This window comes from Paraburkholderia sp. GAS334, assembly GCF_050436625.1.
Taxonomy (GTDB): domain Bacteria; phylum Pseudomonadota; class Gammaproteobacteria; order Burkholderiales; family Burkholderiaceae; genus Paraburkholderia.
Genome location: NZ_JBNDMO010000048.1, coordinates 15260 through 30484 on the forward strand (window position 1 = coordinate 15260; position 15225 = coordinate 30484).

At 58.9% G+C, this 15225-nt stretch carries 19 protein-coding genes; 14 read left to right on the forward strand and 5 right to left on the reverse strand.

Annotated features, from left to right (window positions below; translation table 11 throughout):
* Positions 1–487: 487 nt before the first annotated feature.
* From P3T21_RS36020 to P3T21_RS36030, 3 genes are all read left to right on the forward strand, one after another.
* Positions 488–697, forward strand: a complete 210-nt coding sequence (locus P3T21_RS36020; RefSeq protein ID WP_429260640.1) for a hypothetical protein — start codon at positions 488–490, stop codon at positions 695–697.
* A 113-nt stretch (positions 698–810) separates the two neighbouring features.
* Complete coding sequence (locus tag P3T21_RS36025) at positions 811–1554, forward strand: EAL domain-containing protein (RefSeq protein WP_429260641.1); 744 nt, start codon at positions 811–813, stop codon at positions 1552–1554.
* A gap of 70 nt (positions 1555–1624) precedes the next feature.
* Complete coding sequence (locus P3T21_RS36030; protein ID WP_429260642.1) at positions 1625–3241, forward strand: EAL domain-containing protein; 1617 nt, start codon at positions 1625–1627, stop codon at positions 3239–3241.
* Here the strand turns inward: P3T21_RS36030 and P3T21_RS36035 are convergent.
* Entirely contained in the window at positions 3228–3569 is a 342-nt protein-coding gene (locus P3T21_RS36035) for a helix-turn-helix domain-containing protein (RefSeq protein ID WP_429260658.1), read from the reverse strand. The two genes, P3T21_RS36030 and P3T21_RS36035, sit on opposite strands and share 14 nt — an antisense overlap.
* 334 nt (positions 3570–3903) lie before the next feature.
* On the opposite strand from P3T21_RS36035, the gene P3T21_RS36040 reads away from it, so the two are divergent.
* From P3T21_RS36040 to P3T21_RS36060, 5 genes are all read left to right on the forward strand, one after another.
* Positions 3904–5316, forward strand: a complete 1413-nt coding sequence (locus P3T21_RS36040) for a PLP-dependent aminotransferase family protein (protein WP_429260659.1) — start codon at positions 3904–3906, stop codon at positions 5314–5316.
* 774 nt (positions 5317–6090) lie between these two features.
* On the forward strand, positions 6091–6984 hold the full coding sequence (locus P3T21_RS36045) for a LysR family transcriptional regulator (protein ID WP_429260643.1): 894 nt from the start codon (positions 6091–6093) through the stop codon (positions 6982–6984).
* 112 nt (positions 6985–7096) lie between these two features.
* Entirely contained in the window at positions 7097–7846 is a 750-nt protein-coding gene (locus P3T21_RS36050; RefSeq protein ID WP_429260644.1) for an SDR family NAD(P)-dependent oxidoreductase, read from the forward strand.
* A gap of 87 nt (positions 7847–7933) precedes the next feature.
* Entirely contained in the window at positions 7934–8224 is a 291-nt protein-coding gene (locus P3T21_RS36055; RefSeq protein ID WP_429260645.1) for a DUF1330 domain-containing protein, read from the forward strand.
* A gap of 206 nt (positions 8225–8430) precedes the next feature.
* On the forward strand, positions 8431–8823 hold the full coding sequence (locus tag P3T21_RS36060) for a VOC family protein (RefSeq protein ID WP_429260646.1): 393 nt from the start codon (positions 8431–8433) through the stop codon (positions 8821–8823).
* A 13-nt stretch (positions 8824–8836) separates the two neighbouring features.
* On the opposite strand, the gene P3T21_RS36065 is transcribed toward P3T21_RS36060, so the two are convergent.
* From P3T21_RS36065 to P3T21_RS36075, 3 genes are all read right to left on the reverse strand, one after another.
* Positions 8837–9328, reverse strand: a complete 492-nt coding sequence (locus P3T21_RS36065; protein WP_429260647.1) for a hypothetical protein — start codon at positions 9326–9328, stop codon at positions 8837–8839.
* 9 nt (positions 9329–9337) lie between these two features.
* Positions 9338–10852: an IS66 family transposase gene (gene tnpC, locus P3T21_RS36070; RefSeq protein WP_429260648.1), complete on the reverse strand. Its 1515-nt coding sequence runs from the start codon at positions 10850–10852 to the stop codon at positions 9338–9340.
* A gap of 339 nt (positions 10853–11191) precedes the next feature.
* The gene (locus P3T21_RS36075; RefSeq protein WP_429260649.1) at positions 11192–11458 is read right to left on the reverse strand and encodes a hypothetical protein; all 267 of its coding nucleotides are present in this window, start codon (positions 11456–11458) and stop codon (positions 11192–11194) included.
* Between the two features lie 202 nt (positions 11459–11660).
* Here P3T21_RS36075 and P3T21_RS36080 point away from each other — a divergent pair, with 202 nt between their 5' ends.
* The 6 genes from P3T21_RS36080 (at position 11661) to P3T21_RS36105 (ending at position 14182) form a co-directional block, all read left to right on the forward strand.
* On the forward strand, positions 11661–11909 hold the full coding sequence (locus tag P3T21_RS36080; protein WP_429260650.1) for a hypothetical protein: 249 nt from the start codon (positions 11661–11663) through the stop codon (positions 11907–11909).
* Positions 11910–11938: 29 nt separating this feature from the next.
* A complete protein-coding gene (locus P3T21_RS36085) occupies positions 11939–12448 on the forward strand; it encodes a DUF2867 domain-containing protein (protein WP_429260651.1) in 510 nt (169 codons plus the stop codon).
* A gap of 75 nt (positions 12449–12523) precedes the next feature.
* A complete protein-coding gene (locus P3T21_RS36090; protein WP_429260652.1) occupies positions 12524–12706 on the forward strand; it encodes a hypothetical protein in 183 nt (60 codons plus the stop codon).
* Between the two features lie 562 nt (positions 12707–13268).
* On the forward strand, positions 13269–13526 hold the full coding sequence (locus P3T21_RS36095; protein WP_429260653.1) for a hypothetical protein: 258 nt from the start codon (positions 13269–13271) through the stop codon (positions 13524–13526).
* The gene (locus tag P3T21_RS36100; protein WP_429260654.1) at positions 13523–13987 is read left to right on the forward strand and encodes a hypothetical protein; all 465 of its coding nucleotides are present in this window, start codon (positions 13523–13525) and stop codon (positions 13985–13987) included. Before P3T21_RS36095 ends, P3T21_RS36100 begins: the two co-directional genes overlap by 4 nt.
* A gap of 9 nt (positions 13988–13996) precedes the next feature.
* Positions 13997–14182: a hypothetical protein gene (locus tag P3T21_RS36105; protein WP_429260655.1), complete on the forward strand. Its 186-nt coding sequence runs from the start codon at positions 13997–13999 to the stop codon at positions 14180–14182.
* A 615-nt stretch (positions 14183–14797) separates the two neighbouring features.
* On the opposite strand, the gene P3T21_RS36110 is transcribed toward P3T21_RS36105, so the two are convergent.
* Positions 14798–15225, reverse strand: a 428-nt coding sequence (locus P3T21_RS36110) for a transposase (RefSeq protein WP_429260656.1), incomplete at its 5' end; no start/stop codon positions are given.

Consider the following 15225-nt stretch of genomic DNA (forward strand, 5'->3'; position numbering starts at 1 on the left):
CCTCGTATCCTGAGTTAGAGGTTCTCAATACAAAGTCCGCGCGATGGTAGCCGCCGGTGTTTCGTCGCAACGTCCCCAAAGAATCGTGCGAAGGACCAAATTCCCCATGACACAAGCGGCGTCGTAGCGCATGTAACAGGGCGCAGGCCGAATCAACGCGAACGAAGTTGAAGGAGGAGCCGATGGCTAGCGCAGAAAAGTCTGTGCGTTTGCTGATCGAAAAATGGCTTGGGCCGACTCCGGCTCTGCCGGTTCGGGTAACCCGATTTAGTCGCACGCGCTCGAATCAGCGACGCTATGTGCGCGTCGAGGCGTTGCGATCGGCAGGCTCGCTTGAAATTTTCTTCTTTCAGCACGATGACGGCACTTGGCGTGTGTTTCCGCCTGAGGGCGAACGTCCGGCGATGAGTGTGTCCTAGCGCGCAATGTAATTCGGTATTTGCGGGCCACTCAACGCCATACGATTCTACGGAGATCCGAGTTCATTATGCTCGACAAATTCAACCAGCTCACGCCCGAGTATGTGCGGGACCTGGACGCGTGGACGCGGGCTTGGTTCGAGGAAGCCGTCGCAGCCGGATTTATCCGCGTGCCCTACCGCCTCGACGCCGCGACCGTAGAGCTTATTCAGGGCTACTTTGTCTCCGGCTTGCGCCCCGCTGAAGCCGCTGAAGCTTGCTTCGGACGGAAGCACTGATGATTCTCCGTTGTCGCGTCCTGATCACATATAGATAACGACGCGAAATGTTGTCTATGAAGACTCCAGTCCTGTCGCTATCGAGGGCTCCATCTGACACGCCGGGTATAAGAGTGCAAAACGCCGCAATTGTTCGAGAACGTGAAGAGAAGAGGGCTCGCATACGGGATGTGCTGAAAGGGGATGAGCCTTCCATCGTTTACCAGCCGATCTATTCGCTGGCCCCCCGGTGCATCGTGGGCCTGGAGTGCCTGTCGAGGTTCTCGGCGACGCCGACTCGCCCGCCAAGCCAGTGGTTTGCCGATGCCGTCGAGGTTGGGATGGTCGTGCCACTGGAGCTCAAGGCAATTCGCAAGGCGCTTGAGGGGTTGCCGACCGTTCCGGATGTCTATCTAGCGGTCAATGCATCCACGGAAACAATCTTGAGTGGTGGCCTTGAGGATGTGCTCGCTGACATGGAGACCGATCGCGTTGTCCTGGAAATCACGGAGCATGCCTGCGTCCCCGACTACAACAAACTGATCGGGGCGCTCGAACGGTTGCGACGCCGTTCAGTCCGGATTGCTGTGGATGATGTGGGTGCGGGCTTCGCCAACATGCGACACATCATCAGTCTTCATCCCGAGTTGATCAAGCTCGATTCGAGCTTGATTCGAAGCATCGATACGGATTCTAGGAGACGCGCACTTGTGTCGGCGATGGTCTCATTTGCCAAGGAGACTGGCACCCAAATAGTCGCGGAGGGTGTTGAGACCGCCGACGAGTTGAATGTGTTGAAGGCGCTGGGAGTCACAACGGCGCAGGGATACTTTCTTGCTCGGCCCGTGAGGCTCGCCATCGCGGCCCGCCTGCTCTGAAATTCACGTGGGGAACGCAGCGGCGAGCCGCCCGACAAAGCCAAGCGCTTCGCGCGCAAATAGAGAAAGAATGATTGCCGTAAGTCAGCAACGTAACGCCGTGAGACCGGTTGATAAACCGTCTTTTCGCATGACTAAATCACTATTTGTCATGCTTTTTCTGCTCGCCGCATTGGAACCTCCCGCGCGTGCAAGCACGAGCCCGGCTAGTGCAATCGATGACGTGGGACACAGCATGGCGGCCTTTGCGCAAGGATTGTCGGAGATGATTGCTCCGCAGCACATTGCGCGTCTGCAATTCGGCACCGTCTGCACGCTTCCCGTCATACTGCCGGCACCCGCAACGCTGGCGGGCCCGGTCGCCGGTCCGGCAGGACAGGTGGACGTTCGCCAACTGCGTTGCATTTCAGTGCTCGCCCCGCTGGAGATCGGCGTCCGGGCGCTTGGCAGCATGGCCGACACAAATGTTATTCGTGACGCTTCAGTAGCAGTGAGCCCTTCTATCGTCGCTCAGACCAGCGTGCCGTTTAGCATGGACGCGTCGGCCTCGGCGCCCGTGTCGGCGGCTGCTGGGGATGCTGTCCGATCGGCGGCAAAGTTGCCGATGCTGGCCGAGTGCGGAGAAGGTCGCCCGTGTGTTCAGCGGGCCGTGCCTGTGCAGCACAGTGGGATATTTCCCGCCGAGACGTCGTGGCAAGCGATCAGTGCACCTTCTTTCGACCCTTGGGCCGCGCGTTTCGGCGCCTATGTGTTGCTCGCTCTGGGGCTTCTTTATCTGCTAGTCCTCGGATCTCGGGCGCTCTACAGATGGCGATTTACGCCAGATGCGAGACTTGCTCGTGCAGCTCGACGGGGATTGAAGCGCGGAGAGTTTCGGCTGGAGTATCAGCCAGTGATCCGTGTCCGCGCTGGCAAGTGCGTCGGCATTGAAGCGCTGCTTCGTTGGGACAATTTTGAATTTGGTCTGCAAGGGCCTGCGCATTTCATGAGTCGTCTCGAACACTGCAAAGTAATTGGCCCTCTGACTCGATTCATGCTTGCTACCGCAGCCCGCGATTTCGCCGAGTTGGGCGTTGTGAATTCGTGCTATATCTCGTTGAAGGTCTCCGCTGCTCAGATGGCCGCCGACAGCTTCACATCAGACGTGCAGGATTCGGCCAAGAGAATATTGTCCCGTCTCGTTCTGGAGGTAACGGAGAGCGATTGCGCGGACTCCGCGCCACGGGCGCTGGACTCGTTGACAGCCTTGAGGAAAGAGGGGGTTCGATTTGCGCTCGCCGGTGCCGGCATAGGCCCGATCAACTTTCGCTTGCTCAGGAATTTCGAATTCGATCTGATCAAGTTGGACAGGCAGGTGCTCACTCTTGACACCGACGAGCGCGTGTCGCGCCTTGCGACGATGGCTGATGTCGCTCACGACGTAGGCGCCATGCTCGTGGCCGACGGAGTCGAAAGCGCAGCTCACCACCAGGCGCTCCTCGCCTCCAGAACCGATTTTGGACAAGGTTTTTTCTACAGTCGCGTGCTGACTATTGCCCGCCTAGAGGCATTCCTTGAGAGCGGTGGACCGTCACGTCTTGCGGGGAGAATTCACAGGAAGCGAGACAGCGAACGGGGCGGCTCACTGCGTCCACGCTCGCTAACCAAGACTTCGAATTCGCAAGGTCGCGGGTCTAACCTGACCTAGACGACCGTAGAAGTCTGTCGGCAAACACTGTTAGCCATTCGATAAGTAGGCGTCGATCAGCACCTGATAACCGACCTACGATGGTCAAGATGGCCTTCGCTTGGTCATCTTCCCTGTCGGAGGTTTCTGTCACCAATTGTTCCAGTTTGCACTCGTAGATATCCGCCAACTCCGCCAAACGAACTACCGTTGGAATAGCAACGCCTCTCTCCATCCGAGAGATAGCTTCTTGCCCGATGCCGAGCCTTTCCGCGACCTGCTCCTGGGTGAGGTTCGCCATTGTGCGGCGGTAGGCAATAGCCCTCCCCACAACTCGTGCCAGTGGCATTCGGTCATTCTCGTTCACTTCACCTCCGGTCAATACACCACCCAAATAGTGGCAATACAACCTATTGACATGAAGGGCCTAATAGGGTGTTATACACCCTATTAGGTGGTATCGCAAAGCGAGCGATCGTGCGTAAACGTCGCCCGGCGAGGGCTATCAACAGGGCAGGTATGTCTCGACCAAAGGGCTTGCGTCCGAAGCGAATCGCCGAAAGACGGCGGCTGACGCATAGCCTTGAAATCCGAATTTCATCGACTGCGCGCTCGCCCTGATCGATAGGCGCTGGCAAAAGGCGAGGCAGTCATTCGACCGCAAGGGTCATGACAGTGAATATATTATGCGTTACAAAAAACTGGCGACCGAAATCGCAAGGCTTATTAAGCGCGGCGATCTCGCCCCAGGAATGCGTCTCCCGTCTGTGCGGCAGGCGACCAAGTCATATGGTGTAAGCCCGGCAACCGTCGAGCACGCATATCAATCGCTGGAATCTCAGGGGCTGATTGAGACGCGCCCGCGTGCAGGGCATTTCGTCGCGGTGCAAGCGCACCAGACATTGCCTGAACCGTCGTTTGTGAGAACGACCGAGCTTTCCCTTACGCCTGAGACAGACGATCTGTTGTTTCACGTGCTCAGTTCGTCGAACGCACCCGGTATCGTGCCGCTTGGCGCCGCGTTTCCGAGTCCGGCGATGTTCCCATCGAATCAGTTGGATCGCTCACTCGCGTCGGTCGCGCGGACAATGGGCGCTGGGGCAGCGTTCACGGAGCTGTCTTCAGGTAACGAAGGTTTGCGTCGTCAAATCGGCCGTCGCTATATGGCTGCGGGGATGGCGGTGCCGATCGATGAAGTGGTCGTGACGGGCGGAGCATTGGAAGCGCTATCGCTCTGTTTGCAGACGGTAACCCGACCCGGCGATGTCGTCGCAATCCGGACACCCGCGTTCTACGGGGCGCACCAGGCACTGGACAGGCTGCAGCTGAAGGCCGTTGAGATCCCCTTCCATCCGACCAAAGGCCTCGACGTTTCATTGCTCGCCGACGCACTTAAGCGGCATCCAATCCGCGCATGCTGGTTCATGACGTCTTTTCAGAACCCGACCGGCGTCACCATGCCGGACACGACCAAGGAAGCGCTGGTTGCTCTGCTAGCCGCTCATGACGTGCCGCTGATCGAAGATGACGTATACGCTGAACTGTATTTCGGGGCGTCCCCTGTGCGGCCGGCTAAGACATATGATCGGAAGGGACTGGTGCTCCATTGCAGCTCCTTCTCGAAGAGCCTCGCACCCGGCTACCGCGTAGGCTGGGTCGCGGCGGGCCGCTTCACACAGCAGATCGCGCGGGCGAAGTCGATGACCAACATATCGACCTCCGTGCCTGCACAATTAGCGATCGCCGATTATCTTCAGACTCGCAGCTACGATCGCCATCTGCGCCAGCTCCGGCAGAACCTTGCCACCCAGCAAGACAACATGCTGGATGCTATTGAGAGATTCTTTCCGTCTGGGACGCATGTTGCGCGCCCGAAGGGAGGGTATTTTCTTTGGTTGGTGTTGCCGGTGCAGGTAGATTCAGTGCGCCTGTTTGAGCTGTCGCTAAAGCAGGGCATCAGCATTGCGCCCGGCCCGATTTTTTCGGGGAGTCGCGGGTATCGGAATTGTATCCGCTTGAACTACGGTCACCCTTGGACACACGAGATCGAGCGAGGTGTGGAAACGGTTGGGTCGCTGACGCGTTCGCTGTGCTGAGGCTTGTCCGCTACGCGAAGCTCGGATTGAATGACGCTCATGTTTGCCCCAACGGGTTGTTTCGTTTCTCGGTCGTTCTCGCTCGCGGCCGACCACAGCGTGTTTCGCGAGTTCGATGGCGTAGTTTCACCAGCTAACATTTGGTTTCCCAAGCCCCATGCCGGCACGCAGTTGCGAGAGATGAAGGTTGCCGAGCAATACGGCACATTAAGCCTATTGGTGTTGCCCAGTACTGCGGACGTTTCGGGACCTTGGGAACCGCGCGCACAATCTCTGTTAACCCCGCCGACGCGCGATAGCGGAAGCCACCTTTCGCGACAAGGCCCGCGCAAATGCTGAGCGACAAACCTTCTCTCAGCACGCGGCGACTGAATGAGCGTCCAAGAAAGACCCTGAACTACGAGACGCCCGCCGAACGATTTCACCAATCTGTTGCATCCACCGGTTAAATCCGCACCGATAACCCGCCGACCAAATTGACGGCCCGAACGGCCGTTGTACCTTGGAAGCGGCCCTTAAGGGTGCACGGCACGCGACCCGTTCCGGACAGTCGTGAACGACCACTATCTGGAAGCCGGACATCGCGGCGACGGGCGCACGGCCGAGAGCCTGGGCACCTTCCTCGCCGAGCTTTCCCAAGGTAACTACCTCATGCTTCGTCACAAGAGCCGCAAAACGGCCCGGAGAGGTCCCCTCAATTCCGGAATAGATTTGCCCATGATCATGCATGATCTATTCCTTAGTAAGATAACCCATTCCCCGTAGGAGGATCGGATGGATCGGCTCGAAGGCATCAAGATATTCGTGCGCGTCGTAGAAAGCGGGAGCTTTTCAGCGGTTGCGCGTGAGCTTGGGACAGGGCAGCCGGCGATCAGCAAACAGGTTGCCGCGCTCGAAGAACATCTCGGTGCGCAGCTTCTTATGCGCACCTCCCGCAGCCTGAGCCTGACCGAGGCCGGGCGCGACTTCTACGAATCTGCCGTACGACTCATCAGCGATCTCGAGGCAGCGGAATCCCGCATCGGTTCGGGACAGGTCTCGCCGTCCGGCGTGGTGCGTGTCAGCGCCGCGCCCGCCTTCTCTCGACTCTATGTCGTGCCGCAACTCCCTGTGTTCCGCGTTCGCTATCCCAAGGTCGTTGTCGAGTCGCTCGTCTCCGAGCGGACGATCAATCTCGTTGACGAGGGCATCGACCTCGCCATTCGCAATGGCGCCCTTGCGGACTCTAGCCTTATCGCGCGCAAGATCGGCGAGTTCGCCCTCGTCGCCGTAGCGTCTGCGGACTATCTGGAACGCAGAGGAGTGCCGAAGCGACCGAGCGATCTCGACCGCCACGACGGCGTGTTTTTTGTCTCACGGGATGGACCGCGACCCTGGACCTTCGCCAGCCGGGCCGGGGTGATATCCCATCAGGCGGCGGCATCGTTTCGCACCAATGATGGCGAAGAGCAACGCGCCGCGGTCCTTGCCGGCCTCGGTATCACCCAGGCGCCATACTGGCTTTTTGCGGCCGACATACGCGCCGGAACCGTGCGGCGAATCCTGCGCGATTGTGAGCCGGCCAGAATTCCGATCAGTGCCGTGCGACCCGCGTCCCGCAGTCTGCCCAGCAAAGTCGCCGTGTTTGTTGACTTTCTGGCTGAGCTGCTCGCCGAAATGGACGACTGATCCATTCCCCAATGAGATCGATGCTATCCAAAATTAACGTCTAGTCCGTACTTCGTGGAATTGATAGATTTGCATCACCGACAAACGAGGTGTTCAAACGAGGGGATGCATCATGAAACGGCTCGACAATAAGGTTGCGATAGTGACAGGCGCTTCAAAAGGAATCGGAGCGAGCATTGCAAAAGCCTTCGGCGCGGAAGGCGCGGTGGTGATCGTGAATTACGCGCGCGATCAAGCGGGCGCGGAACGGGTGGTGCGCGAGATCACCGGCAAAGGCGGGCGAGCTATCGCCGTGCAGGGCGACGTGGCGCAGAGGTCCGACGCGCAACGCCTCGTCGCGGAGGCGAAAAATACCTTCGGCCGTCTGGATGTGCTCGTGAACAACGCGGGCGTCTTCTCGTTTGCGCCCTTCGAGCAGTTCAGCGAGCAGGAATTTCACCGTCAGTTCAACACGAATGTGCTTGGCACGTTCCTCATGATCGAAGCCGCTTTGCCGGCCTTCGGTGCGGAAGGCGGCAGCATTATCAACATCGGATCGACGGAGAGTGTCGCTGCCGACCCGACCCTTTCGATCTACGTGGCGTCAAAGAGCGCTGTCGATGGCTTGACGCGCGTGCTCTCAAAAGAGTTCGGCCCCAAGAAAATCCGCGTTAACGCTCTCGGTCCCGGTGGAACCGAAACGGAGGGTGCGCACGCGGCAGGCGTCATGGGAACGGAGTTTAAGAAGCAGATAATCGCGAGTACTCCGCTGGGCCGCGTCGGCCAACCCGAGGACATCGCACGTGTGTTCGTATTTCTTGCCTCGGATGATGCGGGCTGGCTCACGGGAGAAATCATCTTTGCGAACGGCGGCAACAAGTAAAACGCCTTCTTAGTTAATAACGCGGGCTACGGCCCAAGGGTTTTCATTGGAATTTCGGTAATCGATTAACAAAGTAGGAGAACGATCATGTCCGCATACATTGTCTTCACTAGAATTAAATCCATCGATCAAAAAGAGTTCGAAAAATATCGGACTGGAATCAAAGCAACGATGAAGGATCATCCTATCGAAGTGCTCGTAGCCGATGGAAAGCACGAAGTCCTTGAAGGTGATCCGATTGAGGGAATGGTCATTGTGAAATTCCCGAGCGTAAAAGCCGCAAAGGATTGGTGTTACAGCGAGGCCTACCAAAACGTCGCCAAGCACCGCAAGCACGGGGCGATCTATCACGGACTCATTGTTGAAGGTGTCAGCTGACGGAGAAGAAATGCATGCTCAATGACGCCATCACCCCCTTCACCCTCATCCTGGACCGGGGACCACTTCGCCGCCTGGGAGGAGCCAGCGAGGAGATTCGTGACTGCTTCGCCGGGGTGCGCTGACCCCGGCAAACTAACTTGCCGGATGAGGATTTAGCAGAGCCCTGATCGGGGCTGTCAAAGTCAAACGAAAAGAGGAAAGCCATGATTGACCATATTTATCTCCCCGTCTCTGACCTGGAACGGTCGAGCGAATTTTACAAGAAGCTGCTTGAGCCGCTTGGCATCGACATGCCCTACAAGTTCGATCAACTGCACGGTTTCGCGATCAATAGCAATCCGGGTTTCTGGCTGAAGAATGGCGAAGTCGCCAAAGACCTTTACGTCGCCTTCACCGCCAAGAGCGCGGACGCTGTCAGGGCCAGCTACAAGGCGGCGATAGACGCGGGAGCTACTTCAAACAAGGAACCGAGCCTTCGTCCCGAATGGCGTGCCGACTACTTCGCGGCGAACATCGGCGACCCGGACGGATACAACATCGAGATTGCCTATAAGCCTTGGCTCTACAAATGTATCCGTCAGCGGGACCCGTGTTGACGGTGTCGCGCGGTTAGATGTCGACAATCTTCCGCAGCAAAGCGTACGAGACCCGCCAGTGACCTTCCGAATCATTAACGGCGATAGACGCGGTTTTTGCGTTGAGCCTGACGATGATGCCGACTCGCTCGCTCAGATGTTTGTCGGTGAAGCCAACGGTGTCGCCAATGAAGAATTCCTCCCGTTGTGCTCGCGGTGGTGGCGACGGAGGCGCGTGAGTTGGGCCGCTCGCAGTGTCAGGGATAACCGCCGCGTATAGTACTGACCAACGCTGACGGCTCTGGTTGTCCTGGATCACCGCCTGGGTTTGCCGCAGCTCCACTACCGTTCCGTGCGAAGGTGGTGCGAGCGGATCGCCCCCGATATAGCTGACATCCATTCCCAGATGCAGGCGTTGACGTACTTCGAGAATACGTCGCGGGTCGTCCAGCATTTTGCCGATGGCGAGATAGAGGCGATACAACTCGGCGCTGGGCGCCTGCCGAAGCGAGTCGAGAATGTCCATGGGCGGTGTTTATCGGGAGAGCGGCAATAGTTCGTGCGCGCGATTGACAGGATACGACGGCAGCTTCTCGAGCGTGTCCTTGAGCCACGCATAAGGTTCGAAACCGTTCAGGCGAGCCGTGCCGAGCAGCGAGTACATCGTGGCGGCGGCCCTGGCGCCACGCGGCGAGCCCGCGAATGTCCAATTGGCTCTCCCCAGGGCAATAGGGCGGATCTGACGCTCGAGAGCATTGTTATCAGGCAGCAGGATACCGCTCTCGGTGTAGCGAATGAGTGCCTGCCAATGACGTAACGCATAGCCGAACGCCTTTGCGAGCGGCGCCTGAACTGGCAAACCGATGACGTTGCCTTCCAGCCACTGCCGGAACCGCGCAAGTATCGGCAACGCCTCGGCTTGCCGCGCCGCATATTTGAGATCAGGTGTTTGGTCCCGGATCCGCGACTCGATCGCGTACAGGCTGGCAATCCACTGCAGCGCCTGCGCCGCGAGTCCCGGTTTGCTCTGCGCCTTCGCGATTTCGAAGAAGCGTCGGCGGCAACGGGCCCAACATCCGACCTCGACAATGTTTCCGGTTTCGTAAAGTGCGCCATGTCCACTGTACGCGTCCGCCTGCAGATAGCCTTTGTACTTTTGCAGGTACCGCAGCGGATGCGAGCCCGAGCGCGATTCGGCGAACTCGAACACGACCGCCGGCGGGTGGTCGACCCAGACGCCGTTCTCCTCGTGCTGGCCCGCGCCCAGGTATCCCCATAATCGTGCTGTGCGCGTCGCTGTGCGACCCTTCTCGAGCAATGGCAGCGTCGTGTCGTCCACATGCATGCGGGGTGCCTGCAACTGGTGAGCACGCAGCGGTGGCAGCAGCACTTCGAGCAGTTCGGCTGCCGCCAGCTTCCATTCGCACAGCGTTGCCCGGGGCAGATGTACACCACGTCGTGCATAGCGCATCTCCTGCCGGTTCAAGGGCAGATGATCGACGTAGGTGTTGACCAGGATGTTAGCCAGCAGGCTCGCGCTCGCGTTGCTCTTCGGCAGTGGTGAAGGCTGGGCGTTTGCGGTCACGATGGTCGACTCGCCATCCTTCTTCGCCGCGTACTTGAAGCGGATATGCTCAATGACGGTGAGCCTCGACGGCTCGTAGTGCAGCGTCTCGCTGCGCTCCTCGCCTATACGCTCGAGCGAATCGAATGCGGCTTTCTGTTCGTCGTTCAGATCGTATTCAATGCGCGTGCGCGGCAGGTCCTTCGGCAGGGCCGGACGCCCCTTGCGGGTGTGGCCCGCGACCGGAACCTCGGCGGGCTCGGGCGGAACGGGTAACGCCGTGGTGGCATCAAACAGTTCCGCCTGACCCGCCAGCCGCTCGGAACTGACGCCGAAGCGGGCGCGGTTCGCCTGCGCAATCTGGTGCTGCAGCGCTTCCAGCTGCTCCCACAACACGCACGCAAGCCGGTTCTGTTCGAGCGCGAAGGCTTGCAGCGCATCGGGCTCGACCGGCAATTCCGCGACAGTGATGGCGGTGGGCGGCATGCCTGTCATGATGCCCAACCCGCGCTACGTTTACAAGATCGGGGAGCCTTGTATCCGCGCAGGCAAGAGCAACGTCAACTCACGCGCGTCACCGCGACGGCGCGATGCGGCTCGCGCGCCGGGATCTCAATGCCCTCGAGAAGAAATGAGGGGCCAAAGAACATGTGAAGCCGCCATTCACCCCTCACGGCCAGCAACGTCCGTTCGGGGTCCGACTACGGCCCGTCGTGACAGACAACTGGCGGCCCAAAACTGGTGCGAACTCGATGGACACCAAGGCTTAGGCGCGTTGCGCACCCAGCGTCGCATACCGTGATATGGCGACGCGTCAGCCCTTCGTTAGAGATCAGCGGCCGAGAGCGTTATCCGTTCGCCAGTGCCTGGCAACGCTTTCTGCTCTACTGCCTCCAAAAGCCGTCGCTTGCCAAGCTCGAAGGCGAGCATCAATTGCTTCGGGGTCTCGTTCGCAGCGCCGAGTTTTTCGCAAACCGCTTCAGGAGGAAGCGCGAAGGCGCAGTATCCCCAGCCGAAGCCGTAGGCCGAAAACCATAGTGTCAAGTCGGCGGAAAGGACTGGTGCCGTGAGGTTCGTACGGAGCTGGTCCATGGCTGTCACCTTCCTGACCGATAGGAGTGGTTTCTGATTCTCGCACAACGAACTTACAGAAGTCCTTTCCTCTCGGTGGCTTGCCGCCGATCATCATCGGCGCAGCCGGCCACCAGCAGCCTGTCGTGGCCGTCCGCTTTCAGGCATACTCGCGGCAACCCATTGATCGAGATATGGCAATCGACCACGGCGCACTCGACGCATGATCCTTCGCCTCGTGAAGACCGTCCCGCAGCGGCTCGATGCCATCTTGGCTGACAGTGTGGTGTGTGTGGCCGCGAACAGGATCAGCCGTCGTCGCGCCGGCGCCTCTGCCGCGGGAAGTGTGGACGAGACCATCAGGGAGCGTCTGCGGGCGCTCCGGCGCGCCGGGCAGATCGCTTATGACCCTGCGATCACTTTGACGATGGTCGCCCGCATCGATGAGCCGCTGACACGACTAGACTGCTGAACACCACGAACCAACCCCGGAACACTACCTTGACCAAAGCGCGCGCCGTGCCCATGCCTAGCAACAGCGTGCTAGCGCCGCTTTACGCGGGCGCGGACCTTTTGGACGCCTTTGCAATTCGACTGCCGGCGGAGGCTAGCGATGATCTAGAGGTGTTGGCACGCGCCGCGTTCGAGCGGCAGGCGTGGTGGATTCGTGCGCTCACGCGTGTCCGCGATGTGGTGATGGTGACAGTCGGCGTCAAATCGTCTCGCGCCGTCGGTCTTGCCGCAGCGGCGCGTGGGCCGGTTATCGGCTACTTACCGCTGCTGTCAAAGAGCGCGACGGAGTTGGTAGTGGGCGCGGATGACCGGCATCTCGACTTCCGCGCCACCATCCAACTTCGCGCCGATGCGGCAAATGGGCGAGAGCTGCTCGCGGGCACGGTGGTGCATTGCCATAACAGACTGGGGCGAATCTATCTTGCGACGATTGCGCCGTTTCATCGCGTGATTGTGCGGGCAAATTTGGAACGGGCAGTAAGAGCAATGAGGATTTAAGCGGATTCAAACGAGCGCACTCAACCTTGGGGCGCCGACCCGAACGGGTACCTTATCTTCGGCTCTGATGGGCGAATGGACGGACGCAAGAGCATGCGCGTGTACTTCACGTACTCGGTCCCGGATGCCGCAGACTGGGCAAAGCGGCGCGACGTTCAGAAGGCTTTCCCCGTCGTCGCGACTGACATGAGCGGCACGTTTGAGCCACACGTGATCGTGAGTCTTATCGACGGTCGGTGGCGGGTGGTGAATCGCTGACGAGAGGGCCGGACGGCGGTAGCTCGCGAGTCAGCCGCCGTATTCGAGCCAACGATAAGCCGGGCGGCAGTGCCTCGAAGTTTGCCTTCGGCCTCGATCTCCGTCAGATCGTGTTCGACGTCCATACACAGCTTCACTCGGATGTCGTCCACGATCGTCGTCAGCTCGTAATGGCCAGCGTCGACGGAACTGAAGAATATCCACGTGGTCGAGCCGAGTGACGGCAGGAGCTGCCTCAGGGCGTCCATATCCAGTGGAGCACCCTCTACAATTTGTCGAAGGGAAGATGTGACCGATCGCGTGTCGCTCGATTCTTCCAATGACAGTCGGATCGCGGTGCCAACGACCGGGGCGACGCGAAGATGACGCTTCGCGTAAGCTTCGATTTCCCCAAATTCCGGTTCGGTATGTTTGAAGTTCAATGGACAGTGATGCGGGCAAGGATCAGTAAGTAGAACGCGTTCTGGCACACATGCTGATTGTCGCATCCGCTGCACGCTTTATCAGTCGGGCGTACGCCTTATAATCTGGCGCAACCACTCCTAATCCCGCAACAGCGACCATGTTCAACCTCCTAGTCAAACATACGAAGTGGACGCAACACGGCGACACCATTTCATCGTCGCGAGTCGTTACCTATACCGACGATGACCTTGTGAAGCCCAACTCTGCACAAGGTGACGGCATCCTGTTCGACCGCTTACGAGAGTTTCCAGCGCTTTTCGTTGAAGAAACCGATAGAACCTATGACCGCATGGTCTGGATCGACAGCAAGGCCGAAGCTGAATCCTTTATCCGCGAACGGGGCGAGGTATTGTGAGCGACGAAACAATAATCAAGATTTTGGACTGGACAGGCTGGTTTTTGTCGAACGTAGTGGTCGGAGTATTCTTCCCGCTCTTCGCAATGGGGCTGATGCATCTGCTCAAGAAGATCCAGAAGACCCAGCAGGCAATTAGCTACACCGCGCCGTTTCGCGACGGCCAGCTAGGCTTTGTCAGCGTCGGCTGGGTCGTGGCGTCACTGGTGGAAATCGTCAAGTATCAGGTCAACCATAAGGGCGCCTCGATGACGGTCTACCTGATCATTCTCATGGGCTGCGCAGGGTTGTCGGCGCTCGTGGCGGCAGCCGGGGCGGTGGCGCCGGCCGAAGTGCCGCAGCAACCGCCCGCAACGAAAGCCGAATGGGTGTTCGAAACCTATCCGGCCTTCAGTGCCTCGGTCCTGCTATGCGTGATAATATTGCCGTTGACAGCGCTCGTTCACGGCGTTACTAGCTGAGAGGCGTTTATGGAACAACATTTCATCATCGAAGATAACGGCCGCCGCCGCGCGGTCCCGGAAGGCTGGGCCGAAGAGCATCATGCCAAATACAAGCAGAGCCAGCAATTCGTCAAGCGCATCGGCATTAGCGCAGTGACCGCCGCGTCACTGCTGTTGGCGATAGCAGTGGGATACACCATCCTGACCCACTGAGTCGAATTCACTCAAAAGAGCCCGCCGTCGAGCGGGCTTTTTCTTGTCCGCCGCTCGATTAGACATAATTTAAAGTTATCAAAAAAAGGGCGATTCGTGCTTTTTACTCGTCTTTGCTCGGAAGATCGGTCGGCGCCTGCAGGCGGTCTTGCCGCTGTCTTTCTGCTGGCCATACGTCAATCGGTTCCACAGCATCCAGATGCCCAGCGCGTAGTCACTGTGCCGCGACGAGATGCCCGCGTCACCCTGGCCAACCTCGCGCGGCTGGGGGTAGCTCGACTCGCTCAAATCCAGATGGATGCCCGCCGGCTGGATGATGCCTCGAACGCGGTTGCCCTATTGCTTCCGTTGTCTGGTGCTGAACCCAGCCGACGTTACCGCACCTCGCTGGAAGCGGACATGGCTTGACCCAACTGCCAGATACTGCGACGAACACGGCGGAACTCTTGAGACGGTACTGTGCCGCTAACGCGGCGTGCCGTAGAGCGAAGCAAAGCTGTCACTACCCGGTCTAGCACTGGCGTGAAAGATCGCGTGCATGTTGACATTTTTACGTACGTGAAAAACGTAGCGAATCTGTCAATTCGCATATATACGTAGTCGGCGCTGCAAAATTCAGTTTGCTTGATGCACGACGCCGATGGGGCATTTTGTCGGAGCGGGAAGGTTAAGCGGCCGGAAGCGTTCCCGGTGCGCAAACAGCGGATGCGACGGCACATTGACGATCCAATGCAACCAGGCGAGGATAAAAAAGATGGGCCCCAGACCCAGGCGAACAATCGCACGCAACAGCCAGCGCAGGTTGTAGCCCGTGGCGCACAGCACGGCATGCAGCGCATCGCCGGTTTGCCCTTTGAGCCAGCAACGACGCATACCGTGGTCGTGCTTCACATGGCCGATGATCGGTTCAATCGCCTGTCGTCGCTTGAGCCAGCGGCGCTGCGTGCTGGTCAGTGTCTTGTGTTTTCCGCGATGAATCAGGTGTACAGATGATACCTCCGGGTCGACGCCGCGAAAGCCGAGATCGACCAATACGGTCTTCG